24 protein-coding genes and 1 pseudogene are annotated in these 23,489 nt (G+C 73.1%); 15 read left to right on the forward strand and 10 right to left on the reverse strand.

The window, feature by feature from the left end:
* Positions 1-130: 130 nt before the first annotated feature.
* From AC5RWQ_RS06535 to AC5RWQ_RS06545, 3 genes are all read right to left on the reverse strand, one after another.
* Positions 131-1,093, reverse strand: coding sequence for a PASTA domain-containing protein (locus AC5RWQ_RS06535; protein WP_494281826.1), 963 nt, complete (start codon positions 1,091-1,093; stop codon positions 131-133).
* A gap of 116 nt (positions 1,094-1,209) precedes the next feature.
* Complete coding sequence (locus AC5RWQ_RS06540) at positions 1,210-1,896, reverse strand: VOC family protein (protein ID WP_494281827.1); 687 nt, start codon at positions 1,894-1,896, stop codon at positions 1,210-1,212.
* A 72-nt stretch (positions 1,897-1,968) separates the two neighbouring features.
* A complete protein-coding gene (locus tag AC5RWQ_RS06545) occupies positions 1,969-2,802 on the reverse strand; it encodes a class I SAM-dependent methyltransferase (protein ID WP_494281828.1) in 834 nt (277 codons plus the stop codon).
* A gap of 115 nt (positions 2,803-2,917) precedes the next feature.
* On the opposite strand from AC5RWQ_RS06545, the gene AC5RWQ_RS06550 reads away from it, so the two are divergent.
* Complete coding sequence (locus AC5RWQ_RS06550) at positions 2,918-3,616, forward strand: winged helix-turn-helix transcriptional regulator (RefSeq protein ID WP_494281829.1); 699 nt, start codon at positions 2,918-2,920, stop codon at positions 3,614-3,616.
* Positions 3,617-3,656: 40 nt separating this feature from the next.
* On the opposite strand, the gene AC5RWQ_RS06555 is transcribed toward AC5RWQ_RS06550, so the two are convergent.
* The gene (locus tag AC5RWQ_RS06555) at positions 3,657-5,408 is read right to left on the reverse strand and encodes an ABC transporter ATP-binding protein (RefSeq protein WP_494282030.1); all 1,752 of its coding nucleotides are present in this window, start codon (positions 5,406-5,408) and stop codon (positions 3,657-3,659) included.
* Between the two features lie 136 nt (positions 5,409-5,544).
* Here AC5RWQ_RS06555 and AC5RWQ_RS06560 point away from each other — a divergent pair, with 136 nt between their 5' ends.
* Entirely contained in the window at positions 5,545-5,973 is a 429-nt protein-coding gene (locus tag AC5RWQ_RS06560) for a MarR family winged helix-turn-helix transcriptional regulator (protein WP_334483322.1), read from the forward strand.
* Positions 5,974-6,288: 315 nt separating this feature from the next.
* Here the strand turns inward: AC5RWQ_RS06560 and AC5RWQ_RS06565 are convergent, their stop codons facing one another.
* Both AC5RWQ_RS06565 and AC5RWQ_RS06570 read right to left on the reverse strand, forming a co-directional pair.
* Entirely contained in the window at positions 6,289-7,497 is a 1,209-nt protein-coding gene (locus tag AC5RWQ_RS06565) for an RNA polymerase sigma factor (RefSeq protein ID WP_494281830.1), read from the reverse strand.
* A complete protein-coding gene (locus AC5RWQ_RS06570) occupies positions 7,494-7,841 on the reverse strand; it encodes a YciI family protein (protein WP_494281831.1) in 348 nt (115 codons plus the stop codon). The genes AC5RWQ_RS06565 and AC5RWQ_RS06570 overlap by 4 nt, the downstream gene beginning before the upstream one ends.
* Positions 7,842-8,048: 207 nt before the next feature.
* Here AC5RWQ_RS06570 and AC5RWQ_RS06575 point away from each other — a divergent pair.
* From AC5RWQ_RS06575 to AC5RWQ_RS06600, 6 genes and pseudogenes are all read left to right on the forward strand, one after another.
* Positions 8,049-8,108: pseudogene (locus AC5RWQ_RS06575) on the forward strand (FAD-dependent oxidoreductase); the annotation flags it as partial.
* Positions 8,109-8,356: 248 nt separating this feature from the next.
* Positions 8,357-8,626 (forward strand): flavin monoamine oxidase family protein, encoded by a 270-nt coding sequence (locus AC5RWQ_RS06580; RefSeq protein WP_494282031.1) that lies wholly within the window; start codon positions 8,357-8,359, stop codon positions 8,624-8,626.
* 122 nt (positions 8,627-8,748) lie between these two features.
* Positions 8,749-9,480 carry a lysozyme gene (locus AC5RWQ_RS06585; RefSeq protein ID WP_494281832.1) on the forward strand — a complete coding sequence of 244 codons (732 nt, stop codon included), beginning with the start codon at positions 8,749-8,751 and terminating at the stop codon, positions 9,478-9,480.
* A gap of 65 nt (positions 9,481-9,545) precedes the next feature.
* Positions 9,546-10,217: a peptidoglycan recognition protein family protein gene (locus AC5RWQ_RS06590; protein WP_494281833.1), complete on the forward strand. Its 672-nt coding sequence runs from the start codon at positions 9,546-9,548 to the stop codon at positions 10,215-10,217.
* A 35-nt stretch (positions 10,218-10,252) separates the two neighbouring features.
* Entirely contained in the window at positions 10,253-10,615 is a 363-nt protein-coding gene (locus AC5RWQ_RS06595; protein ID WP_494281834.1) for an ArsR/SmtB family transcription factor, read from the forward strand.
* Positions 10,612-11,253 carry an SRPBCC family protein gene (locus AC5RWQ_RS06600; protein ID WP_494281835.1) on the forward strand — a complete coding sequence of 214 codons (642 nt, stop codon included), beginning with the start codon at positions 10,612-10,614 and terminating at the stop codon, positions 11,251-11,253. Before AC5RWQ_RS06595 ends, AC5RWQ_RS06600 begins: the two co-directional genes overlap by 4 nt.
* Positions 11,254-11,299: 46 nt before the next feature.
* Here AC5RWQ_RS06600 and AC5RWQ_RS06605 read toward each other — a convergent pair whose 3' ends face one another.
* Entirely contained in the window at positions 11,300-11,656 is a 357-nt protein-coding gene (locus tag AC5RWQ_RS06605) for an ADP-ribosylation/crystallin J1 (RefSeq protein ID WP_494281836.1), read from the reverse strand.
* A 246-nt stretch (positions 11,657-11,902) separates the two neighbouring features.
* On the opposite strand from AC5RWQ_RS06605, the gene AC5RWQ_RS06610 reads away from it, so the two are divergent.
* Together AC5RWQ_RS06610 and AC5RWQ_RS06615 are read left to right on the forward strand one after the other, a co-directional pair.
* Positions 11,903-12,418 carry a DUF2199 domain-containing protein gene (locus tag AC5RWQ_RS06610; RefSeq protein ID WP_494281837.1) on the forward strand — a complete coding sequence of 172 codons (516 nt, stop codon included), beginning with the start codon at positions 11,903-11,905 and terminating at the stop codon, positions 12,416-12,418.
* 65 nt (positions 12,419-12,483) lie between these two features.
* On the forward strand, positions 12,484-12,993 hold the full coding sequence (locus tag AC5RWQ_RS06615; RefSeq protein ID WP_494281838.1) for an NUDIX domain-containing protein: 510 nt from the start codon (positions 12,484-12,486) through the stop codon (positions 12,991-12,993).
* Positions 12,994-13,066: 73 nt separating this feature from the next.
* Here the strand turns inward: AC5RWQ_RS06615 and AC5RWQ_RS06620 are convergent, their stop codons facing one another.
* Positions 13,067-14,116, reverse strand: a complete 1,050-nt coding sequence (locus tag AC5RWQ_RS06620; protein ID WP_494281839.1) for an aldo/keto reductase — start codon at positions 14,114-14,116, stop codon at positions 13,067-13,069.
* A gap of 133 nt (positions 14,117-14,249) precedes the next feature.
* Positions 14,250-15,698 (reverse strand): glycoside hydrolase family 10 protein, encoded by a 1,449-nt coding sequence (locus AC5RWQ_RS06625; protein WP_494281840.1) that lies wholly within the window; start codon positions 15,696-15,698, stop codon positions 14,250-14,252.
* A gap of 362 nt (positions 15,699-16,060) precedes the next feature.
* On the opposite strand from AC5RWQ_RS06625, the gene AC5RWQ_RS06630 reads away from it, so the two are divergent.
* Positions 16,061-17,233 carry an MFS transporter gene (locus AC5RWQ_RS06630; protein ID WP_494281841.1) on the forward strand — a complete coding sequence of 391 codons (1,173 nt, stop codon included), beginning with the start codon at positions 16,061-16,063 and terminating at the stop codon, positions 17,231-17,233.
* Positions 17,234-17,247: 14 nt separating this feature from the next.
* On the opposite strand, the gene AC5RWQ_RS06635 is transcribed toward AC5RWQ_RS06630, so the two are convergent.
* On the reverse strand, positions 17,248-19,218 hold the full coding sequence (locus AC5RWQ_RS06635; protein WP_494281842.1) for an ABC transporter ATP-binding protein: 1,971 nt from the start codon (positions 19,216-19,218) through the stop codon (positions 17,248-17,250).
* Between the two features lie 245 nt (positions 19,219-19,463).
* On the opposite strand from AC5RWQ_RS06635, the gene pgi reads away from it, so the two are divergent.
* The 4 genes from pgi (at position 19,464) to AC5RWQ_RS06655 (ending at position 23,421) form a co-directional block, all read left to right on the forward strand.
* Complete coding sequence (gene pgi, locus AC5RWQ_RS06640) at positions 19,464-21,101, forward strand: glucose-6-phosphate isomerase (RefSeq protein WP_494281843.1); 1,638 nt, start codon at positions 19,464-19,466, stop codon at positions 21,099-21,101.
* Positions 21,102-21,209: 108 nt separating this feature from the next.
* Positions 21,210-21,935 carry a FadR/GntR family transcriptional regulator gene (locus tag AC5RWQ_RS06645; RefSeq protein ID WP_494281844.1) on the forward strand — a complete coding sequence of 242 codons (726 nt, stop codon included), beginning with the start codon at positions 21,210-21,212 and terminating at the stop codon, positions 21,933-21,935.
* Positions 21,932-22,759 carry a sterol desaturase family protein gene (locus AC5RWQ_RS06650; RefSeq protein ID WP_494281845.1) on the forward strand — a complete coding sequence of 276 codons (828 nt, stop codon included), beginning with the start codon at positions 21,932-21,934 and terminating at the stop codon, positions 22,757-22,759. The genes AC5RWQ_RS06645 and AC5RWQ_RS06650 overlap by 4 nt, the downstream gene beginning before the upstream one ends.
* Positions 22,756-23,421, forward strand: a complete 666-nt coding sequence (locus tag AC5RWQ_RS06655) for a lysoplasmalogenase family protein (protein WP_494281846.1) — start codon at positions 22,756-22,758, stop codon at positions 23,419-23,421. The genes AC5RWQ_RS06650 and AC5RWQ_RS06655 overlap by 4 nt, the downstream gene beginning before the upstream one ends.
* Positions 23,422-23,489: the final 68 nt, after the last annotated feature.

Consider the following 23,489-nt stretch of genomic DNA (forward strand, 5'->3'; position numbering starts at 1 on the left):
GGTACGACCACCTGACGGCTCGAGTCGGTATCGGCGCCGCCGGCCCGATCAGCTCGCCGGGACGATCAGCTCGCCGGGACGCCGTCGGCACGCCGCCACGGATGCCAACGACATTCCGTAGTGGGCCGTGTCAGCAGAACCGGGTCGGGCAGAGCCACCCCGGCACGTTGACGTCGCCGTCGTCACCGTCCCGCGGCACCGTGGGGAGACGTCCACCGTCGTCGCCGGAACGGGTCCTGGTCGGTGGCTTGTCCTTCACCGTCACGACGATCATCCGGCCGATCCGCAGGTCCTGGCCCGCCGGTGGCACGCTGCCCACCACGAGCGAGCTGTACTCGTATGCCATCTTCAGCCCGGCCCGGGCCTTGGTCTCCTCGGCCGGTTCCCAACCGTCGATCGAATACTCGTCGTGGGGTTCGCTCGCGTCCTTCGGTGTCGCGGTCCGGTCGTAGCGGACCAGTACGAGTTCGTTCATCCCGGCGAGGATCCCGCCGCGCTCTGTCAGCGTGTCGGTCGGCTTGCCCTTCGGCAGGCGGGGCATCGTCGGGTGCGCGGCGAACCAGGCCGCTTCCTCGTTCTTCAGCACCAGGATCGTCACCTCGCTGTGCGGCGCGACGGGTGCCCCGGCGGGCGGCTCCGTCGCGACGACGGTCCAGTTCTTCTGGACGTACATGTCGCGGGCGAGGGGTGAGGCGTCCTGCATGGTCCACCGTAGGCCCGCGGCCTTGATCAGCCCGGTGGCGGCGTAGGGGGCGCTTCCCACCGCATCCGGCACGGTGGGAAGGACGAAGGGGGACGACGTCACCGACGGCGTGGGAGGGGCCGGCGAGGCCACCGCCGACACGGACGACGCGGAGATCGGGTCCCGTTCGGCGAAGACCGACGGGTAGACGGCCGCACCGAACGCGACGGAGGCCAGGGCGACGCACGCGGCTCCGACCGCCTTACCAGCCGACGGCGCCTCTTCCCCGCCCCGGCGCAGCAGCCAGGTGGCGACCACCCACAGTCCCCAGACCGCCCCGATGACCGGCGCCAGGAACAGCGCCAGCAATACTCCGAGGACGGTTACCACGCCCTGCGCACCCTTCGACACCGGATCCACTCCTCCCGCCTGACCTGCGCAGCCGAACAGATCGCGCCCACGCAAGATCATCCTGCCATCCGGTCTTCAGGAGCAGGAGGGTGGTATGGCCGCTGCCCGGGCAGGGCTCAGCTCTGCGCGGCCCGCTCCGGCTGCGTCTGCCGGGCCTGCAGGAACGGCCCCAGCCCCGTCCCGTCCTCGCTGGCCAGGAACGCGCCCCGCGCGGTCAGCAGCGTCTCGTCGGCGTGCGCCATGCACCCCCACACGGTGTCGCCCCACGAGTCGGCGAGCTTCACCTCGGCCGGCTCGGGGCAGGGTTCGCCGCGCGGGCCGCCGATCTGGCAGCGGGCCGGCGCGCCGCCGCGCCGGCTGACCGCCTCGGCGGCCTCCCGGATCAGCGAGAACCGCGCCTCGCCGCCGGGCTGCGCGCCCCGCGACTGTCCGGGTACGACCCGGCGCTGCCCGAAAAGCACGGTGTTGCCGTCCGGGTCGGTGACCCGGCACTCGCCGCCGGGGGCGTGCTCGGGGTTGCCGGCGCGTTCCACGGCGTACCCGGCCCCGGTCAGCCGCTGGATGGTCGGCTCCAGGTCCTCGACGTACAGGTAGATCAGCAGGGGCAGCTCGACGGTGACCAGGCGCGGGGTGACCGCGGCCAGCAACAGGGTCAGCTCGCCGCACTGCAGGTACGACCAGCGGGACTCCCCGTCGCCCCCGGTGCGGGTCTCGGTGTAGCCGAAGAGCTGGTAGAAAGCTCGGGCGGCGTCGGCGTCCGCGACGTACAGCACCGGCACCTGCGCCTGCACTCCACTCTGCACCGCGCCACTCTATCGACAGCACACCTGCAACTCACGTGTCGCAGATCAGGATTTTCGGTTCGGCCCCGCATGTCATCCGGCGCGGTGGGCGGTGAGCAGCAGGTACTCCCATTCCAGGACCGTCGCGCCGCTGCCGAGGTCGTTGCGGCGGGCGAGATCGGCGAGGTCGTGGTCGAGCGCCCTGGTCCGGTCCGGGTCGTCGGCGATGCCCCGGTACGCGGCCACGGTGGGCCCGTAGTTGCGCTTGAAGAAGTCCCGAAACTCCTCGGGGGTGGCGAACGCCTCGACCCGCAGCACCTGCCGTCGGGCGACCACGTTGGTGACCCGGTCCCCGAGCAGGGCACGGACGTGCTGCTCGTCGCCCCACAACGGCGGAGGCTGCGCGCCGGGCGGCGGCGCCACGTACGGCCGCAGCGTGCCGAGCATCTGTCCGATGAACCCCTGTGGGGTCCAGCTGAGCAGGCCCACCGTGCCGCCCGGGCGGCAGACCCGGACCAGTTCGTCCGCGGCGGCCCGGTGGTGCGGGGCGAACATGACCCCGACGCAGGAGAGCACGCTGTCGAACTCGCCGTCGGCGAACGGCAGCGCCTCGGCGTCAGCCTGCTGCCACGCCAGCTCCGCGCCCTGCTCGGCGGCCAGCCGCCGGCCCACCTCGAGCAGTTCCGGGGTCAGGTCGCTCGCCGTCACCCGGGCTCCGGCCAGCGCCGCCGGTATCGCCGCGTTCCCCGATCCTGCGGCGACGTCCAGCACCCGGTCGCCGGGGCGGACTCCACACGCCTCGACCAGGAGCGGCCCCAGCTCGGCGATCACCCCGGTCGCCACCGCCGGGTAGTTCCCCAGTGCCCACATCGCGCGGTGCCGGGCCTTGAGGGCCTCGTCCGCCGTCGCGTCGGTGGATGTCGTCATCTCGTTCGCCTCCCGTTCGTCCTGCTCATGGCAGAGACGCTAGGGACGGGAACCCGACGCGACTAGTACACGATCTGTACTGGGACGGGTACCCGACGGCCACTAGCCTTCGCTCATGGGGTCGTCGTATCACCAGTTCTGCCCCGTCGCCAAGGCGATGGAGCTGCTGGACGGACGGTGGACGATGCTGATCGTCCGCGAGCTGGTCAGCGGCAGCGAACGTTTCAACGAGCTGCGTCGTGGGCTGCCACGGCTCTCCCCCGCGCTGCTGTCCCGGCGGCTGCACGAGCTGGCCGTCGCCGGCATCGTGCGCCGGGAGACCGACGGTGCGGAGGTGCGCTACGTGCTGACCGCCGCCGGCCGGGAGCTGCGACCGATCGTCGAGGCGCTCGGCGGGTGGGGGGTCCGCTGGGTCGGCGAGATCGGCGACGCGGACCTCGACCCGAAGCTGCTGCTGTGGGACATGCACCGCAACGTCGACCACGCGGAGCTGCCCGCCGGGCGCACGGTGGTCCACTTCCACTTCACCGACGTACGGACGGGTCGGCGCGACTGGTGGATGGTGCTCACCCCGACCGAGGCGGACGTCTGCGACGACGACCCCGGCTTCCCACCGGCGGTCAGCGTGCACGCCAGCCTGCGCGCCCTGGTGGAGGTCTGGCGCGGCGACGCCACCTGGGCCGACAAGCTGCGCCGCGGCGCGGTGGAACTGCGCGGCCCGGAGGCGCTGCGCCGGGCGACGCCCCGCTGGTTCACGCTGTCGCCGCTGGCGTCGGTACCCCGTCCGGCGACCGCCCTCACCGGCCGCGCCTGAGCCACCGCCCGGTCAGGGCGGCGACCGCCGGGCCGCACCGTCAGGCGGCCAGGGCGGCGTACCGGCCTTCGCGCGCCAGCAGGCTCCGGTGGGTGCCGGACTCGACGATCCGGCCGTGGTCGAGCACGGCGATCTGGTCGGCGTCGCGGACGGTGGAGAGCCGGTGCGCGATGGTGAGCACGGTGCGCCCCCGCGACAGGGCGTCGAAGGCCCGCTGGACGGCGCGTTCGGTCTCGGTGTCCAGCGCGCTGGTCGCCTCGTCCAGCACCAGGATGCGCGGGTCGCGCAGCAGCGTACGGGCGATGGCCAGGCGCTGTTTCTCCCCGCCGGAGAAGCGGTGGCCCCGGGAGCCGACCATCGTGTCGTACCCGTCGGGCAGGCCGGCGATGAGGTCGTGGATCTGCGCGGCGCGGGCCGCGGCCTCGATCTCGGCGTCGGTGGCGTCCGGTCGGGCGTAGCGCAGGTTCTCCCGGACGGTGGTGTGCAGCAGGTAGGTCTCCTGGCTGACCACGCCCACGACGGCGGCCAGGTCGGTCAGCCGCAGGTCGCGCAGGTCGATGCCGTCGATGGTGATCCGGCCGCTGCCCGGGTCGTGCAGCCGGCTGACCAGGGCGGCCAGGGTGCTCTTGCCGGAGCCGGTCTCGCCGACCAGGGCCAGGCTGGTGCCGGCCGGCACGTCGAGGCTGACGCCGGCGACGGCGGCGGTGTCGCTGCCCGGGTAGCTGAAGGTGACGTCGGAGATCCGCAGGTGGCCGCGGACCCGCGCCGGGTCGATCTCGACCGGGTGGGCGGGGTCGTCCACCTCGACCGGGAGGTCGAGGTACTCGAAGATGCGGGCGAAGAGCGCCAGCGAGGCGGTGAGCGAGACGCCGACGTTGAGCAGCCCCATCAGCGGCCGGAACAGCCCACCCTGGAGTGCGGTGAAGGCGACCAGGGTGCCGATGCTGAGCGTGCCGGCGGTGCCGGGCAGCCCGGCGCCGAGGTAGATGACCGCCGGGATGGCGGCGAAGATGACGCTCATCGAGGCCATCCGCCAGCGTCCGGCGAGTTCGGAGCGGAGTTCCAGGTCGACCAGGCGGGCCGAGGAGTCGGTGAACCGCTCGGTGAGCGCGGCGCCGGCGCCGAGGGTCTTGCTGAGCTGCACGCCGCTGATCGACAGCCCCTCCTCGATGGTGACGTTGAGGTCGGCCAGCTCGCGCTGCCGTTGCGCGGTGATCTCCCGGCGCAGCGCGGCGACCCGTCGGGTCAGCCAGATGGCCGGGGGCAGCACCACCAGGGAGACCAGGGTGAGCCGCCAGGAGAGCGCCACCATCGCGACCAGCGTGGCGACCACGGTGGTCAGGTTCGACGCGATCGAGGTGGCGGTGGAGGTGACGACGGTCTGCATGCCGCCGATGTCGTTGGTGATCCGGGACTGCACCTCGCCGGTGCGGGTGCGGGTGAAGAACGCGATCGACTGCCGGTGCAGGTGGGTGAAGACGTCGGTGCGCAGCCGGTGCATGACCTGCTGGCCGACCCGGGTGGAGATCCAGGTCTGGACCACGCCGAGCACGGCGGTCACCGCGGCGACGGCGACCATGCCGCCGACCAGCCAGGCCAGCAGGGTCAGATCGCGCTCCGGCAGCGCGCGGTCGATCACGGCACGCAGCAGGAACGGCGAGGCCATCGCGATCACCGACGAGACCACGATGATCGCGACCACGGTGGTCAACTGCCCGCGGTACGCGGTGAAGAGCCGGCCGATGCGGCGCAGCGACACGTCTCGGGCCTGGGCCTTCTCGGCGGCGCTGATCGTCCGGGGGGCGCCGCCGCGGCCCTCCCGGCGGGTGGGGGTGGTGTCCAAGGAATGCCTCTTCCTGTCAGGGGGCGATATTGCTGAGGTTACCTCATCATGAGGGAACAACAGGAATCCCTGCTACCGTATTCCGGTGACCGCCGAGGACGCCGAACCGCACGAGGAGAGCCTGGCCGAGCTCTTCTGGGCCGTGGCCCGCCGGCTGCGCCACCAGTCCCGGCAGACCCTCGGCCCGTGGGAGGTCAACCCCGGGCACGCCCGCGCGCTCGGGGTGCTCACCCGGCACGGCGCGATGCGACTCAGCGCGCTCGCCGAGCACCTGCACATCGCCCCGCGCTCGGCCACCGAGGTGGTCGACGGCCTGGAGGAACGCGGGCTCGTCGCGCGCCACCCCGACCCGGCCGACCGGCGCGCGACCCTGGTCGCGCCGACCGAGGAGGGCACCCGGGTGGGCGCGGCCATCCGGACCGCCCGGGACGCCGAGGCGACCCGGTTCTTCGGCCACCTCTCCCCCACCGACCGGGAGCAGCTCACCCGCATCCTGCGCACCCTGCGCGACTGAGCGGCGCCCGCGTCCTCGGTGACCGCCCGACGCGCTCGGCCGCGCCGGGACCGCCGCCCTCGATCGTTTGAGCGTGGGCCGCACTCTCGGCGGCGTGTCGAGTGGTTCAGGCTCAGCCGATCATGGAGTGGCCGCGCGGCGACCGGCAAGAATCGCGAGCGCGAGCAGCGGTGTGCCGCCGCCCAGATCCGGCCGGGCGAGGCGGGTGTCGACGTAGACCTCCGGCAGCACCCGGATCAGCTGAGCGTCGCCCGCCGCACGCTCGAGTGTCCACCGCGGCACCACCCCCAACGCCGCCGGCGGAACAGTAAACGATCAAGGCGAGACTGACGCGCGGCGGTCGCGTAGGTATGCCCGCTCGGCTTCGTTGCCGGTGCGGGTGATCGCCGCGTCGTACGCGAGGGCCGCCTCCGCCGCGCGGCCCAGGCGGCGCAGCAGGTCGGCGCGGACGGCGTGGTAGACGTGGTAGCCGGCGAGGTCGAGCTCGTCGACGGCGGCGAGGGCGGCGGCCGGGCCGCGTACCTCGGCCAGCGCCACCGCCCGGTTGAGCGCCACCACCGGGCCCGGGGCGACCGCCTGGAGCTGGTCGTACAGCTGGAGGACCTGGCCCCAGTCGGTGTCGGCGGCGGTCGGCGCGTCGCTGTGCACGGCCTGGATCGCGGCCTGGATCTGGTACGGGCCCGGTCGGTCCCGGCGCAGGCAGCGGCGCACCAGCGCCTGCCCTTCGGCGACGAGCGCGCGGTCCCACGAGCCGCGATCCTGCTCGGCGAGCGGGCGCAGGGTGCCGTCGGCGGCGACCCGGGCGGGGCGGCGGGCCTCGGTGAGCAGCATCAGGGCGAGCAGTCCGAGCGCCTCCGGCTCGTCGGGCATCAACGCGACCAGCAGCCGGGCCAGCCGGACGGCCTCGACGCAGAGGTCCTCGCGGACCGGGCGCTCCCCCGCGCTGGCGGTGTGCCCCTCGTTGAAGACCAGATAGAGCACGGCGAGGACGGCGCGCAGCCGGTCCGGCAGGTCGGCGTCGCCGGGCACCCGGTACGGGATGCCGGCGTGCCGGATCTTGGCCTTGGCCCGGACCAGCCGCTGCGCCATGGTGGCCTCGGGGACCAGGAAGGCGCGGGCGATCTCGGCGGTGCTCAGCCCGCCGAGCAGGCGCAGGGTGAGCGGGACCCGGGTGGCCGGGGCGAGCGCCGGGTGGCAGCAGGTGAAGATCAGTCGGAGCCGGTCGTCGCGCACGGGTCCCTCCTCGGCCGGGGCGTCCCGGGCGTACAGCAGGGCGGCCTGGGCCTGCCGGTCGTTGCGGGACGCCTCCCGGCGCAGCCGGTCGATGGCCCGGCGCCGAGCGGTGGTGATGATCCAGGCCGCCGGGCTGGGCGGCGGGCCAGTCTCCGGCCAGCGCCGCACCGCCTCGGTGAAGGCCTCCTGGACGGCCTCCTCGGCGAGGTCGATGTCGCCGAGGAGGCGGACCAGCACGGCGACCGCGCGGCCGTACTCCGCGCGGAACACCGACTCGACGTCGAGCGTCACCCCTCGCCCTGGAAGGGGCGTACCTCGACCGGCAGGGTGGTGGCGACCGCGTAGCGCCGGCCCCACTCCAGGGCGGCGTCCAGATCGGCGGCGCGGATGATCATGAAGCCGCCCAGGTACTCCTTGCCCTCGACGAACGGGCCGTCGGTGACCAGCACGTCGTCGCCCTGCGGGCGGAGCACGGTGGCGGTGGACGGGTCGTGCAGTCCCTGCCCGAAGACCCAGGAACCGCTCGCCACCAGCTCGTCGCGGAGCACCCCGAGCTCGCGCATCACCCCGGCCAGGAACTCCGGGTCGGGCCGCCCGCCCTCGGGCTGGTACATGCTGATCAGGTACTGCGTCATGGCACTCACCCCTTCTGGTGGATCCTCCACCTTCCACACGATCGGCGAGGGCCCCGATCGACACCCCGACCGGGTTGACGCCGATCCATGCCCGGAGGGCCAGGCGTAGCCGGTCGGGACCGGGGTATCCGCGCGGCGTGCGGGTCGTGGTGATCGGCGCGGGGGTTCTCCGGTCTCGCCGCCGCGCGGGCGCTCGCCGGGGCCGGCGCGCAGGTACGGGTGCTGGAGGCGCGGGACCGGGTCGGCGGGCGGGTGCTCACCCGGTAGCTCGCCGAGGGCACCCAGCTGGACCTGGGCGCCCAGTGGATCGGCCCCACCCAGGACCGGATGGCCGCACTGGTGGCCGAGCACGGCCTGGTCACCTTCCCGTCGGCGCCGCGGCCGAGGGGCCGGTGACCGAGACGGTCGACAACGGCACCCCCGACTCGGGGCGCGGGGTGCTGGCCGCGTTCAGCTACGGCGAGCAGGCCCGCGCGCTGCGCCGGATGTCGCCGGCCTAGCGGCGGGCCGCCTGGCTGGACGCCCTGGTGGCGATCGTCGGCCCGGCCGCCGCCGAGCCGGACGAGCTGGTCGAGTACGACTGGTCGGCCGACGAGTGGACCCGGGGCTGCTTCTGCGGGGCGTTGACCCCCGGCTCGTGGCTCGACTACGGGCCGGAGCTGCGCCGGCCGGTGGGTCGGCTGCACTGGGCCGGCACCGAGACCGCGACCCGCTGGGCCGGCTATCTGGAGGGCGCCGTGCGTGCCGGGGAGCGGGCCGCGGCCGAGGTGCTGGCGCACGCCTGACCGCTTCCATAGATAATCTTGACTTCATCTATTGAAAACTATCGCCGTCCGTGACCTAATACGTGACAGTTCCCTTCGTCGCTCCCGCCGCCCACGAGGCGGCCACCCCCCCGGGAGGAAAGATGAACCGTCTGCGTACGGTCGCGGCCGCGTTACTGGCCAGCGCGACCCTGGTCGCCGCCGCCACCCTCGGCGCGACCCCCGCCAGCGCCGCCCCGGCCGGGCTACCCGGCATGGACGTCTCCAGCCATCAGGGCAACGTCAACTGGTCCGCCGCCTGGAGCAACGGCGCCCGGTTCGCGTACGTCAAGGCCACCGAGGGCACCTACTACACCAACCCGTACTTCGCCCAGCAGTACAACGGCTCCTACAACGTCGGGATGATCCGCGGGTCGTACCACTTCGCCCGCCCCGACACCACCAGCGGCGCGACCCAGGCCAACTACTTCGTCGACCACGGCGGCGGCTGGTCGAAGGACGGCAAGACCCTGCCCGGCGCGCTCGACATCGAGTACAACCCGTACGGCTCGACCTGCTACGGGCTGAGCCAGAGTGCGATGCGCAGCTGGATCGCGTCCTTCGTCAACCAGTACTACAGCCGCACCGGGCGCTGGGCGACGATCTACACCACCACCGACTGGTGGACCACCTGCACCGGCAACACCTCGCAGTTCGCCGCGAACAACCCACTCTGGATCGCCCGGTACTCCAGCACCGTCGGCACCCTGCCGGCCGGCTGGTCGACGTACTCCTTCTGGCAGTGGGCGTCGTCGGGCATCTTCCCCGGCGACCAGAACGTCTGGAACGGCACCCTGGACCGGCTCCGGGTGCTGGCCTGCAACGGGCCCTGCTGATCCCCGCCGGCGGCGGGCCGTCCAGCCCGCCGCCGGTTCCCGCCCGAGCCCACCAGGAGGCCACCATGTCCGTACCCGTCTCCCGGCGTGACGTGCTGCGCGGCGCGGTCCTGCTCGGCGCGACCGCCGGCGCCGCCGCCCTGCTGCCGGCCGGCGACCGTGACGTCGCCCGGGCCGCCGCCACCCGGATCGACCAGCCCACCATCGCCAACTGCGCGACCTGGGGCGCCCGCCCGCCGTCCTCGGCGGTGACCGTGGTGCAGAACCGCCCCAACAAGATCATCATCCATCACACGGCGTTCCCGAACTCGACCGACTACAGCCTGGCCCACGCGTACGCGAACTCCCGCGACATCCAGGACCTGCACATGGACACCAACGGCTGGCTCGACTCCGGGCAGCACTTCACCAACAGCCGGGGCGGGTTCCTGACCGAGGGCCGGCACGGCAGCCTCTACGGGCTGCTGCACGGGCAGACCATGGTGCAGGGGGCGCACTGCGTCGGGCAGAACAGCCAGGCCATCGGGATCGAGAACGAGGGCATCTACCTCGACGTGCAGCCGCCACAGGCGCTCTGGGACAGCCTGGTGGTCTTCTGCGCCTTCACCTGCCAGCAGTACGCCATCCCGGCGACCGAGATCTACGGCCACAAGGACTTCAACAGCACCCAGTGCCCGGGGCTGCTGCACGGCCGGCTGCCCGAGCTGCGCTCTGCCGTAGCGGCTCGGCTGGGCTGATTGCTTATATAAGCGGCGGCTGATACAAAGGGTTCGTGCACGCCTTCGACGTCCTCGGCGATCCGGTGCGCCGCCGCATCCTGGAACTGCTCGCCCAGGGCGAGCTGACCGCCGGCGGTGTCTGCGCGGTGATCCAGGAGGAGTTCGGCATCTCCCAGCCGGCCGTCTCGCAGCACCTACGGGTGCTGCGAGACAACGGCTTCGCCACCGTGCGCCCGCAGGGCGCCCGCCGCCTCTACGCGGTCGACCCGGCCCCGCTGCGCGAGGTCGACGAGTGGCTGGCCGGCTTCCGCCGGTTCTGGACCCCGGCCCTGGACGCCCTGGCCACCGAGCTGGCCCGGGGCCGGCGCGAACGGCGATCGCACACCGAGTCGACCGACGACAGGAGTGCCCGATGATCGACACCACCCACCAGATCAGCTCCGTACGCCGCACCGTGGGCAACCGCACGCTCGAAGCCGGCGAGGCCCGCGTGCTCACCATCAGCCAGACCTACGACGCGTCGCTGGAAGACCTCTGGGACGCCTGCACCAACGCCGAACGCATCCCCCGCTGGTTCCTGCCCGTCTCGGGTGACCTGCGCCTGCACGGCCGCTACCAGTTCGAGGGCAACGCCGGCGGCACCATCGAGCGCTGCGACCCGCCGCAGAGCTTCGCCGCCACCTGGGAGTACGGCGACGAGGTGAGCTGGATCGAGGTCCGGCTCACCCCGGAGGACGACGGTCGGACCCTGTTCACCCTCGAGCACGTCGCGCACGTCGACGACGAGCGGTGGGCCGAGTTCGGCCCCGGCGCGGTCGGCGTCGGCTGGGACTCGGGCCTGCTCGGCCTCGCCTCCCACCTGGCCGCCGACGGCAGCGGCGTCACGCCCGAGGACGCCGCCGCCTGGATCGGCTCGGCGGACGGGCGCCGGTTCATGACGGCGAGCAGCGAGGCCTGGCGCGAGGCCAGCGTCGCCGCCGGCACCGACCCGGAGCAGGCGCGGGCCGCCGCCGACCGGACCACGGCCGCGTACACCGGCGCACCGGCCGCCTGACGACCGCCGGGCCGGGCCGCGTCCACCCCGCGGCCCGGCCCGACGGTCAGTTCGTAGCGTCCGGGAAGGAGCGCACGACCTCGATCCGGCCGACGATGTGCCGGTTGAACTCGGCCAACTCCTCGGCGGGCACCCAGAGCTCCAGGATGTCCCGGCCGCCCACCTGCCGGGCCGGGTAGCGGGCGGCGAAGTCGCGCTCGACCTCGAACCGGGTGACGTAGCCGGCGCCGGAGGCGGGCACGTTCCAGTCCCGGGCGATCATGACGGCGTACGCCTCGTTGAGCACCGGGTAGAAGATCGGCTGATCCGGCAGGCGCGGCGGCCACGCCGTCCAGCCGGACGCCGCGACCAGCGCCAGCTCCCGCGCCCCGGTCGGCCGCCACAGCGTGATCGTCCCCGCCATTCCACTCACCTCGTTCCGATGTGGGCGGCAGGTTAGCGAGCGGACCGCCCGGCCGGCCACGGGTTTCCCGGCGGCGTGAAACCCCACGCGGACTGTCGGTGGGCGGGGAGAGACTGTCCGGCATGCCGCCGCCCCGCACGGATCCCGACCGGTGGCGGGGCTCCACCTGCTGGGGTTCGCGCTGATGGCGGCCCGGGACGCACTCCGCGCGGGACAGCGGCAGGGGTGATCGACTACGGTCGCCCGATGCGTGACATCTCGGGCTACACCTGCGGGACCTGCGGTCAGCGGCACGACGAGCTGCCGCTGTCGTACCGGACCGAGGCGCCGGCCTTCTGGTCGGAGGAGCTGGCCGAGGAGGGCCGGAGCGAGTTGACCTCCGACCTCTGCGTCATCCGCGGGGAGCACTTCTTCGTCCAGGGCAATATCGAGATCCCCCTGCTCGACGCCGACGGCACGTTCGCCTGGGGAGTATGGGTGTCGCTCAGCCCGGCCAACTTCGCCCGCACCACCGAGCTGTGGGAGACGCCGGGGCGGGAGTCGGAGCCCCCGTACTTCGGCTGGCTCTCCACCGAACTGCCCGCCTACGAGGTCAGCACCATCGAGTTGAAGACGCACGTGCACACCCGGCCGGTGGGCGAGAAGCCATTCATCGAGCTGGAGCCGACCAACCACCCGCTCGCCGTCGAGCAGCGGACCGGGATGACCATGGCCCGGGTCCGCGAGATCGCCGAACAACTCCGGCACGCCGGGTGGCGCTGAGGGCACCGCCTGAGCACCGCCGGGTGGGGAGCGTCCGCCAGCCCGGGGCGGTAACGTGCGGCGACATGACCGGCTCTCCGTACTCGCACTGCTCGTTCTGCGGCGCCACCTACCCGGCGGGCGCCGGCTGGCCGCGGATCTGCGCGGTCTGCGGCGAGACGGTGTGGCGCAACCCGCTGCCGGTGGCGGTCGCGCTGCTGCCGGTGCGTACGGAGGCCGGGCTCGGCCTGGTGGTGGTCCGCCGGGACATCGAGCCGGCGCGCGGCCTGCTCGCGCTCCCCGGCGGCTTCATCGAGTACGGCGAGGAGTGGGCCGACGCGCTGGTGCGGGAGCTGCGCGAGGAGACCGGCCTGATCGGGGTGGCCGACGAGGCGAGGCTCTTCGCCGTGCACGGCGCCCCGGCCGGCGGCACCATCATGATCTTCGGCGAGCTGCCGGAGCGCCCGGCCGAGGGGCTCCCGCCGTCCGCACCGACCGAGGAGGCCACCGAGTGGCTGGTCCTCACCGAGCCGGTCGAGTTGGCTTTCTCCACCCACACGCGGGCCATGGCCGACTTCTTCGCCCGCCGGCCCTGACCAGCGGCGTCGATCACGCGGGTGGCGCGGCGACCGCCGGTGGCCGGGGCGTCGATGACGACAGCGTCTCGGGTCAGGCGGCCGCGCGCTCGCCGAGTGGCCGGCGCCGGCGGGCCGGGTCGGTGAGCACCGGCGGGCGCCAGGCGCCGTCCGGCTGGTAGAGGTTGACGCCGGGCGGCACGATCTCGTCGATCCGGTCCAGGATCGCGTCGTCGAGGACCAGCGCGGACCCGCCGAGCAGGCTGTCGAGCTGCGCCATGGTGCGCGGACCGAGCAGGGCCGAGGTGACCGCCGGGTGCGCCACGGTGAAGGCCACCGCCAGCTCGGGCAGCGTGCAGCCGACCTCGTCGGCCAGCGCGGCCAGTTCGGTCAGCGCCTGGAACTTGGCGGCGTTGCCGGGCAGCGTCGGGTCGAAGCGGGCCGGGGTGAGCGCCGGGCGGCCGGTGGTCAGGTCGACGTCCTGGCCGGCCCGGTACCGGCCGGAGAGGAACCCCGAGGCCAGCGGGCTCCAGACCAGGACGCCCATGCCGTACCGCTGGCAGACCGGCAGCACCGCGGTCTCGATCCCCCGGGCGATCAGTGAGTACGGCGGTTGCTCGGTGCGGAATCGACCCAACGCCCGGCGCTCGGCCACCTGGTGCGCCTCGACGATCTCCTCGGCCGGGAACGTCGAGCAGCCGAAGGCGCGGATCTTTCCGGCCCGGACCAGGTCGGTCAGCGCGCCGAGGGTCTCCTCCACGTCGGTGGTGTGGTCGGGGCGGTGCACCTGGTAGAGGTCGATCCAGTCGGTGTCGAGCCGGCGCAGGCTCTCCTCCACCGCCCGGACGATCCAGCGCCGGGAGTTGCCGCCCCGGTTGGGTCCCTCCCCCATCGGGAAGTGCACCTTGGTCGCGAGCACCACGTCGTCGCGTCGGCCGCGCAGCGCCTTGCCGACGATCACCTCGGACTCCCCGGCGGAGTACATGTCCGCCGTGTCGACCAGGTTGATCCCCCGGTCGAGGGCGGCGTGGACGATCCGGACGCAATCGTCGTGGTCGGGATTGCCGACCGCCCCGAACATCATGGTGCCCAGCGCGTGGACACTCACCTCGATGCCGGTGCCGCCGAGGACGCGATAGCGCACGGTCCTGCCTCCTGTGGATCAGCGCCGGCCCCGCGCCCGCGCGATGCGAGGCAACCTAGGCTTTCGAGTGCACTCGAGGTCAACCTCCGGCGGGTCCCCCCGGCGCGGCACGTGCCGCGCCGGGGGGACGTCGTCAGGCGGCCGCGCAGCTCGGCATGGCGGAGGGCCCGACGCCGGTGCCCTGGAACCCGAACTCCGTGCTGCCGCCGGCGCCGACGGCGCCGTTGTAGCTGAGGTTGCGGAACGTGACGCTGCCGGAGGTGCCGGTGTTCTGCGCGTTCCAGGTGTTGGTGACGGTCGCGCCCGAGGGCAGGGTCAGGCCGACCGTCCACCCCTTCAGGCCGGCCGGGCCGACGGTGACCCGGACCGTGGCGACGAAGCCGCCGGTCCAGGACTGGAGCGAGACGGACGCGGTGCAGCCGCCGCCGCTCGGGGGCGGCGTGGTCGGCGGGGTCGTGGTCGGTGGGGCGGTGGTCGGCGGCGGCGTGGTGGGCGGGGTCGTGGTCGGCGGCGCAGTGGTGGGCGGCGTGGTGCTGCCGCCGGCGTTGAGGGCGTCGAGGGTGGCGGTGTACGCCGGCTTCTTGTTGCCGTTGCCGTCGAAGAGCAGCGGCGTGCCGCTGGCCCGCCAGGAGTCGGTGTCCCGGATGCCCCAGACGGAGATGCCGGTGCACCGGGAGACGGCGAGGCAGGCCCGGGTGACCCGGGCGTAGTTGTCGGCCTGGGTGCTGCCGGAACCCTCGATGTCCAACTCGGTGATCTGCACGTCGACCCCGAGGTTGGCGAAGCGCTGGAGGTTGGCCTGGTAGTCGGACGGCACCGGCGAGGCGCTGTTGAAGTGCGACTGGAAGCCGACGCAGTCGATCGGCACGCCCCGGGACCTGAAGTCCTGCACCATGGCGTACACCGCGTTGCTCTTCGCGTTCTGCCCGTCGGTGTTGTAGTCGTTGTAGCAGAGCTTCGCGCCCGGGTCGGCGGCCCGCGCGGTACGGAACGCCACCTCGATCCAGTCGTTGCCGGTGCGCTGGAGGTTGGAGTCGCGGCGTGCGCCGCTGCCGCCGTCGGCGAACGCCTCGTTCACCACGTCCCAGGCGTAGATCTTGCCCTGGTAGTGGCCGGCCACCTGGGTGACGTGGTTGACCATCGCGGAGCGCAGCGCGCTGCCACTGAGGTTCTGCGCCCAGCCGGGCTGCTGGGAGTGCCAGGCCAGGGCGTGCCCACGGATGCGCATGCCGTTGGCCTGGGCGTGACTGACGATCCGGTCGGCGCTGGTGTAGGAGAACTGGCCCTGCGTCGGTTCGGTGGCGTCCCACTTCATCTCGTTCTCGGGGGTCACCATGTTGAACTCGCGGTTCAGGATGCCCACGTAGGCGGAGTCGGAGAGCTTGTAGGCCGCGACCGCGGTGCCGAAGTAGCGGCCCTGCTCGGCGGCCGAGGTGGCGAGCGTCGCCCCGGCGCTGGCGCTGGACGCGACGGCGACGGTGGCGCCGAGGGCGACGGCGCCCGTGGCGATCGAGACCAGTGCGGCACGCAGCCGCGGTGCAGTCGTCAAACGCCCACTGCCGCGGGCGCGTACGTGGTTCATGGCAGTCGCCTTTCGGAGAACGGGTGGGGGGATGCGCCACCCCGACCGTCGCCCGAATGCGGTGGCCGGCAGGGCCCTCGCGTGGTCGCCCGGAGGCCACGCCGGCCCGTCGCCGTCACTCGACCGCCACCGCAGAGGTCGAGGGGTTCCGGCCAGTGACGCTATCGAAACATCTCGAAAAACTCAACGTTCATCGATGTCTTGATTCGCCGTCCACCGCCGCGGACCGGCCGCCTGGAAGCGGAGACGCGGGGCCGATCTCCGAAACTTTCGATGTCCGGGCCGGACGGATCGACGACGGCCGCCTAGGCTTCCACGGGTCGGCCCAGGGCGGCGCAGCCGCCCGGGAAGGAGCGTCGCGCATGGTCACCTCCGCACGCCGGGTGAGCGTCCTGCTGGCGCTGGCTCTCTCCGCCTTCGCCTTCAACACCACCGAGAACCTGCCGATCGGGCTGCTGCCGCTGATCTCCGCAGACCTGGACGTCCCGGCCGCCGCCGTCGGCCGGCTGGTCTCCTGGTACGGGCTCACCGTGGCGCTCGTCTCGCTGCCGCTTGCCCAGCTGACCCGGGCCGTCCCCCGCCGTCACCTGCTCGGCGGCGTGCTCGCCGTGCTCGCGGCGGCCACCACGGTCTCGGTCGTCGCCGCGTCGTACCCGGTGCTGCTCGGCGCCCGGATCGCCACCGCGCTCGCCCAGGCCCTGTTCTGGGCCGTCGCCGCACCGGCGGCGGTCGGGCTGTTCCGCCCGGCCGTGCGCGGCCGGGTGGTCGCGGTGATGTCGATCGGTGGCTCGCTGGCCACCGTCGCGGGCGTGCCGGCCGGCACCTGGCTCGGCCAACGGGAGGGCTGGCGCGCGCCGCTGGTGGTGCTCACGGTCGCCGCGGTCGCCGCCCTGGTCACGGTCGCCGCGCTGCTGCCGACCACGCCACCCGAGGCCAGCCACGGCGCGTACGCCTCGGCACCCGACCGGGGACGCTTCGCGGTGGTACTGCTGACCACCGCGCTCTCGGTGACCGGCATGTTCGCCGGGTTCACCTACGTGACCGAGTTGCTCACCCGGGCGGGCTTCGCCGACGGGTCGGTCGCGGTGCTGCTGTTCGTCTTCGGGCTGGCGGGGATCGTCGGGGTGGCGCTGGCGGGGCGGCTGGTGGACCGGTTCCCTCGGGGCACACTGGCGCTGACCGTCGGCGGGCAGGCCACGGCGCTGCTCGGCCTGCCGCTGGCCACCGGCGCCCGCTGGGCGGTGGTCGGGTTGCTGGCCGTGCTGGGCGCGTCGGCGGCACCGGTCTTCGTGGCCACCCAGGCCCGCATCCTGGTGGTGGCGCCCGGCCGTACGGAGCTGGGCTTCGCGGCGAACTCGGCGACCTTCAACGTGGGTGTGGCGCTCGGCGCGCTGGTCGGCGGGCTGGCGCTACCCACGGTCGGCGCGCAGGGATCGTTCGCACTGGGCGGGCTGGTGACCGTGACGGCACTCCTGGTGGTCCTCGCCGAGCCGCTGCTCGCGACTCGACGGGCCGGCGAGCTGGCCCCGGCCTGACCCGCGCCGGCCGGTCATCCGGTCGGAACGCCACCGGATTCCGGGCCGGTGGCGGCCAGGTAACCGCTGGCCTGGAGCGCGAACAGCTCCCGGTAGAGCCCGCCGACCGCCATCAGCTGATCGTGGTTGCCGTGCTGGACGAGCCGGCCGTGGTCCAGCACGAAGATCTGGTCGGCGTGCCGGACGTTGGCCAGCCGGTGGGTGATCAGGACGACCGCCCGGTCGGGGCGGCGGCGCAGGTGCTGAAAGAGCGCGTGCTCGGCCCTGGCGTCGAGGGCGGCGGAGGGTTCGTCGCAGATCAGCAGCCGGGCGTCGCGGTAGAGCCCGCGGGCGGCGACCAGCCGCTGCCACTGGCCGCCGGAGAGGTCGTGGCCGTTCTTGAACTCCCGGTCGAGCAGGGTGTCGTAGCCGAAGGGCAGATCGGCGATCATGTCGTGCGCGGCGGCGGAGCGGGCGGCGTCCTCGACGGTCGGGCCGGGATGGCCGGCGGGGCGGTCGTGCCGGCCGATGCGGATGTTCTGACCGGCGGTGAAGGGAAACCTCCACCAGTCCTGGGTCATCACCGCCACCTGGGCGGCGGTCTGCACCGGGTCCAGCTCGGCGGCGTCCACGCCGTCCCACCGGATCACCCCGCCAGTGGGGCGGTAGAGGCCGGCGATCAGCTTGGCCAGGGTGGTCTTGCCGGAGCCGTTCTCGCCGACCAGGGCGACCACCTCGCCCCGGCGTACGGTGAGGCTGACCTCGTCCACCGCCGGGGCGTCGGTGTCCGGGTAGCGGAGGCTGACCCGGTCCAGCTCGATCGCGTCGAACCCGGTCGCCGGCCGTCCCTGCCCGGCGCTGATCCGGGCCCGCGCCCGGTCGAGGAAGTCCCGGTAGTCCTGGTAGTAGAGGGCGTCCTCGTAGAGGTTGTTGGTGGCGTAGACGGCCATGCCGAGGCTGGACCGGGCGGACTGGAGCGCGAGCAGGGCGGTGGCCGCGGCGGCCAGCGCCACCGTCCCGGCCAGCAGCAGCCCACCGAGGACGGCGTACACCCCGAAGGCGGCGAGGCCGCCGACGGACATGCCGACCGCCCGGGTGGCGGTCTGGGCCCGGGCCAGGCGGAGCTGGGCGCGGGTCTCCCCGGTCATCGTCCGGCGGAACTCGGCGAGCAAAAAACCCCGCATCTGGTACGCCCGGACCTCGGCGGCGGTGCGCCGGTTGGCCATCAGGTGGGCGAGCATCCACAGCCGCCGCCGGCGGGTGATCCGGGCCAGCATGGCGAGGTACTGCCGGCGGGCCATCTTGACCGCGGTGACCGCCTCGGGGACCGCGGCGAGCAGCAGGCAGGGCAGCAGCACCGGCTGGATCACGGCCACCGCGGCGGCGGTGGCCAGCACGCCGACCACCCCGGTGATCAGGTTGACGGTATGGTCCACGATGGACGCCGCCTCGGCCATGCCCCGGTCGCGCACCCGGTCCATCTCCTCGGCGAAGCCGGCGTCGTCGAACGCGGCCAGCTCGACGGCCGTGGTGGCCTCGAAGAGCCGCAGCTCGACCGCGTAGTTGATCTGCGGGATCAGCCGTGCCTGCGCCCAGCCGGCGACGACCGTCAGGGCGCCCCTGGCGGTGACCGCGAGGGCGGCCAGCGCCAGTGCCGGCAGGGCGGCCCGGACCCGGTCGGGCGTCGGCCCGGCGGCGAAGAGCTCGCGCAGCACCCCGGTGGTGGCGAGCAGGCCGAGGGTGGTCAACACGCCCGCGGCCAGATTCAGCCCGATCGCGGCGAGGGTGTCCCGCCGGTTGGTGGCCCACGCCAGCGCGACCGCCTCGCGGACCAGGCGGGGCAGCCGGCGGGCCACGGACCGGAAGCTGGTGTGCGCGAACTCGGTGGCGTGGTGCATCCAGCCGCCGTCCTCCAGCTCCGGCAGGCTCAGCTCGTCGACGTCATCGTCGTCGTATGACGGGGCGTTTTCGTCGGACGAGCGGCGCGGGCCGATGACCGTGGCCATGGGTCCTCCCGGGACGAAGGGCGGGAACTCCCGGCGAGCTTACGTTCAGCGATCGCGCGATGTCCCGCGGTGATCGGCGTGTCGTACAGGTGTCGCAGGGGCGTGTCGTCGCCCACCCGTCGGGACGGGTCCGCCGCGTCGCGTCGCGCGGGTCGGCCCCGGGTGGCAGGCTGGACGGCGGGCCGGCGCGGCAGGAGCGAGGACGCGCGGGCCGGCGAACCGTCGTGAAGGAGAAGATCGACCCGATGGCTGCGAGTGTGACCGGCACCGACGAATGGCAGGCGCTGCGCAAGCACGCCGAGACGATCCGCGCCACCCATCTGCGGGAGCTGTTCGCGGCCGACCCGCAGCGCGGCGAGCGGCTCACCGGCGAGGTCGCCGACCTGCACGTCGACTACAGCAAGAACCTGGTCACCGACGAGACGCTGGGGTTGCTCACCGCGCTGGCCGCGCGGGTCCGGCTGACCGACCGGATCGCCGCGATGTTCGCCGGGGAGCACATCAACTCCACCGAGGACCGGGCGGTGCTGCACACCGCGCTGCGGCTGCCGCGGGACGCGTCGCTGAGCGTGGACGGCCAGGACGTGGTCGCCGACGTGCACCGGGTGCTGGACCGGATGGCGGCGTTCGCCGAGCGGGTCCGCTCCGGCCAGTGGCGCGGCCACACCGGCGAGCGGATCACCACGGTGGTCAACATCGGCATCGGCGGCTCCGACCTCGGGCCGGTGATGGCGTACGAGGCGCTCAAGGCGTACCGGGACGCCGGGATCAGCTGCCGGTTCGTGTCGAACATCGACCCGACCGACATCCACGACAAGACCCACGACCTGGACCCGGCGACCACCCTGTTCGTGGTGGTCTCGAAGACCTTCTCCACCCAGGAGACGCTGGCCAACGCCAACCAGGCGAAGATGTGGCTGCTCTGCGGGCTGGACGCCGACGACGACGCGGCGATCGCGAAGCACTTCGTCGCGGTCAGCACCAACGCCCAGCGGGTGACGGACTTCGGCATCGACCCGGAGAACATGTTCGGCTTCTGGGACTGGGTGGGCGGCCGGTACTCGCTTCCCTCGGCGGTCGGCCTGTCGGTGATGCTGGCGATCGGCCCGGAGCGGTTCCGGGAGCTGCTGGCCGGCTACCACGCCGTGGACGAGCACTTCCGGACCACGCCGGTGGAGCGCAACGTCCCGGCGCTGCTCGGCCTGCTCAACGTCTGGTACGTCGACTTCCTCGGGGCGCAGACCCACGCCGTGCTGCCGTACTCGCAGTACCTGCACCGGTTCCCGGCGTACCTGCAGCAGTTGACCATGGAGAGCAACGGCAAGTCGGTGACGCTGGACGGCACCGCGGTCGACCACCCGACCGGCGAGATCTTCTGGGGCGAGCCGGGCACCAACGGCCAGCACGCCTTCTACCAGCTGATCCACCAGGGCACCCTGCTGATCCCGGCGGACTTCATCGGGTTCAGCCAGCCCAACCACGACCTGGGCGAGATGCACGACCTGTTCATGTCGAACTTCTTCGCCCAGACCGCCGCGCTGGCGTTCGGCCGGACGAAGGAGCAGGTGGAGGCCGAGGGGACGAAGGCCGACGTGGTGCCGCACCGGGTGATGCCGGGCAACCACCCGACCACCTCGATCATCGCGCCGAAGCTCACCCCGGCGACGCTGGGCCAGCTGATCGCCCTCTACGAGCACATCGTCTTCACCGAGGGCGCGATCTGGGACATCAACCCGTTCGACCAGTGGGGCGTGGAGCTGGGCAAGGTGATGGCCAACCAGCTCGCGCCGAAGCTGACCGGCGACGCGCCGGACCTGTCGGACGTGGACTCGTCGACGGCGGCGCTGATCCGCCGCTACCGGGCGGAGCGCGGCAGGGGCTGAGGCTTGCCGGGGGCGGCCGGGTCGTGACGACCCGGCCGCCCTTTCTTCGGTACGAAAAACTGGTCCAACCAGTTGACCGGTTGATGTGTTCGCCGCCACACTGCTGCCGTGGCCTTCGTACCCGTGCCCCGCAGCTCCGTCTCCGACCACGTCTTCGGCCAGCTCCGCGACGCCATCGTCAGCGGGCGCTACCGGGCGGACGACCCACTGCCCGGCGAGCGCGAACTGGCCGCCGCGTTCGCGGTCAACCGGCACGCCGTGCGGGAGGCGCTGCGCCGCCTGCAACAGCTCGGCCTGCTACGGATCAGCCAGGGCGGCGCCACCCGGGTGCTCGACTGGCGGGTGCACGCGGGCCTCGACCTGGCCCTGTCCCTGACCCAGTCCGGCGACGTGCTGCCCGTCGACAACCTGGTACGGGACATGATGGAGATGCGGGCCTGCGTCGGCGTCGACGCCGCCCGGCTCTGCGCCGACCGGGCCACCCCCGCGCTTCGGCACACCGTCACGACCACGGTCGAGGAGTACGCCGCCCTCGCCCCCGACCTGCACGCGATGGGCGCGGCCAACATCGCGCTCTGGCGGCACATCGTGGACGGCTCCGGCAACACCGCCTACCTGCTGGCGTTCAACAGCCTGGTGGCCGGGGCGGTGGCCGTGGGCGAGGTGCCGCCGCAGCGACGCGCCGCCGAACTGCTCGACGTCGCCGGGCACCGCCGGCTGGCCGAGGCGATCGCCGACGGGCGGGGCGACGCCGCCGCCGCGCAGGCGCACACGCTGCTCACCGCCGACCTCACCACCCCCGCCACCCCACCCGGAAGGGAATGCCGAGCATGATCCCCGCCGTGCTCTACGCCGTACCGGCGTTCCTGCTGCTCATCATCGTCGAGGCGCTGTCGTACCGGTTCGCGCCGGACGACGACGAACGCGGCTACGAACTGCGCGACACCACCACCAGCCTCTCCATGGGCGCCGGCAGTCAGCTCATCGGCTTCCCGTGGAAGCTGCTCACCATCGGCCTCTACGCCGCGCTCTGGACGGTGGCGCCGGTGCACCTCTCCCCCACCAGCGCCTGGACCTGGGTGCTGCTCTTCTTCGCCGACGACCTGGCGTACTACTGGTTCCACCGCACCCACCACGAGGTACGCCTCTTCTGGGCCAGCCACGTGGTGCACCACTCCAGCCAGTTCTTCAACCTCTCCACCGCACTGCGGCAGAGCTGGACGCCGATGACCTCGCTGCCGTTCTGGCTCCCGCTGGCCCTGCTCGGCATCCCGCCGTGGATGATCTTCCTCCAGCAGTCGATCAGCCTGCTTTACCAGTTCTTCCTGCACACCGAGCGGATCACCCTGCTCCCCCGGCCGATCGAGTGGATCTTCAACACGCCGTCGCACCACCGGGTCCACCACGGCGCCAACGCGGAATACCTGGACCGCAACTACGGCGGCATCCTGATCGTCTGGGACCGGCTCTTCGCCAGCTTCGAGCCGGAACGCGCCACGGTCCGGTACGGGCTGACGAAGAACATCACCACCTACAACCCGCTGCGGGTGGCCACCCACGAGTACGCCGCGATCTGGGCCGACGTGCGCCGGGCCAGCTCGTGGCGGCACCGGCTGGGGCACGTCTTCGGCCGGCCCGGCTGGCAGCCCGCCCGATGAGGCGACTCTGGCCGGCGCTCTTCGGGGCGGCCGTCGCCGTCGAGCTGGTCGGCGTCGCGCTGGAGGCGCCCGCCCTCCAGTGGGCGGCCAAGCCGCTGCTCGCCCCGCTGCTGCTGGTACGGCTGCTGGCCGTACGCCGGCGGTGGGACCTGGTGGCCACCGGGCTGGTGTGCGCGACGGCGGGCGACGTGGCCCTGCTGCTGCCCGGCGACACCGCGTTCCTGGCCGGGATGGGCTGCTTCCTCGGCACCCAGGTCTGCTTCCTGACCGCGTTCCTGCGGCACCGGCGGGCGCCGGCGGCGGTCTTCGCCGGCTACCTTGCCCTCTGGGCCGGGGCGAACGCGCTGCTCTGGGGCCGGCTGGGTGACCTGCGGCTGCCGGTGCTCGGCTACAGCCTGGCGCTGAGCCTGATGGCAGCCGCCGCGGCCGGGGTCTCCCGGCGGGCGGCGGTCGGTGGGGCGCTCTTCCTCGCCTCCGACCTGCTGATCGGGCTGGGTGCGGCCGGCGCGCAGTTCCCGGGGCGGGGGATGCTGGTGATGGTCACCTACATCGCGGCGCTGTTCCTGCTCACCACCGCCTGGGCCGGGCGGGGGGCCACCGACCGCCGGCCCGCCCCGGCGCGACCGCCCGCGCCGGTCCGCGCCGCGCCGGGCGAGGCGTGAGCCACCCCGTTCGCGGCGGGTGGCGGAGCCGGGGATCCCCGCCCCGCCACCGGTCCGCGAATGGTCGC

The organism is Micromonospora sp. BS32, assembly GCF_059089345.1.

What these genes read in the sequence shown, in the direction of transcription:
- AC5RWQ_RS06590 (WP_494281833.1), top strand. Translation starts at nt 9,546, where the DNA reads ATGTCCGTACCCGTCTCCCGGCGTGACGTGCTGCGCGGCGCGGTCCTG.
- AC5RWQ_RS06545 (WP_494281828.1), bottom strand. Translation starts at nt 2,802, where the DNA reads ATGACGACATCCACCGACGCGACGGCGGACGAGGCCCTCAAGGCCCGG.
- AC5RWQ_RS06630 (WP_494281841.1), top strand. Translation starts at nt 16,061, where the DNA reads ATGGTCACCTCCGCACGCCGGGTGAGCGTCCTGCTGGCGCTGGCTCTC.
- AC5RWQ_RS06610 (WP_494281837.1), top strand. Translation starts at nt 11,903, where the DNA reads ATGCGTGACATCTCGGGCTACACCTGCGGGACCTGCGGTCAGCGGCAC.
- AC5RWQ_RS06585 (WP_494281832.1), top strand. Translation starts at nt 8,749, where the DNA reads ATGAACCGTCTGCGTACGGTCGCGGCCGCGTTACTGGCCAGCGCGACC.
- AC5RWQ_RS06655 (WP_494281846.1), top strand. Translation starts at nt 22,756, where the DNA reads ATGAGGCGACTCTGGCCGGCGCTCTTCGGGGCGGCCGTCGCCGTCGAG.
- AC5RWQ_RS06625 (WP_494281840.1), bottom strand. Translation starts at nt 15,698, where the DNA reads ATGAACCACGTACGCGCCCGCGGCAGTGGGCGTTTGACGACTGCACCG.
- AC5RWQ_RS06600 (WP_494281835.1), top strand. Translation starts at nt 10,612, where the DNA reads ATGATCGACACCACCCACCAGATCAGCTCCGTACGCCGCACCGTGGGC.
- pgi (WP_494281843.1), top strand. Translation starts at nt 19,464, where the DNA reads ATGGCTGCGAGTGTGACCGGCACCGACGAATGGCAGGCGCTGCGCAAG.
- AC5RWQ_RS06650 (WP_494281845.1), top strand. Translation starts at nt 21,932, where the DNA reads ATGATCCCCGCCGTGCTCTACGCCGTACCGGCGTTCCTGCTGCTCATC.
- AC5RWQ_RS06635 (WP_494281842.1), bottom strand. Translation starts at nt 19,218, where the DNA reads ATGGCCACGGTCATCGGCCCGCGCCGCTCGTCCGACGAAAACGCCCCG.
- AC5RWQ_RS06615 (WP_494281838.1), top strand. Translation starts at nt 12,484, where the DNA reads ATGACCGGCTCTCCGTACTCGCACTGCTCGTTCTGCGGCGCCACCTAC.
- AC5RWQ_RS06550 (WP_494281829.1), top strand. Translation starts at nt 2,918, where the DNA reads ATGGGGTCGTCGTATCACCAGTTCTGCCCCGTCGCCAAGGCGATGGAG.
- AC5RWQ_RS06570 (WP_494281831.1), bottom strand. Translation starts at nt 7,841, where the DNA reads ATGACGCAGTACCTGATCAGCATGTACCAGCCCGAGGGCGGGCGGCCC.
- AC5RWQ_RS06605 (WP_494281836.1), bottom strand. Translation starts at nt 11,656, where the DNA reads ATGGCGGGGACGATCACGCTGTGGCGGCCGACCGGGGCGCGGGAGCTG.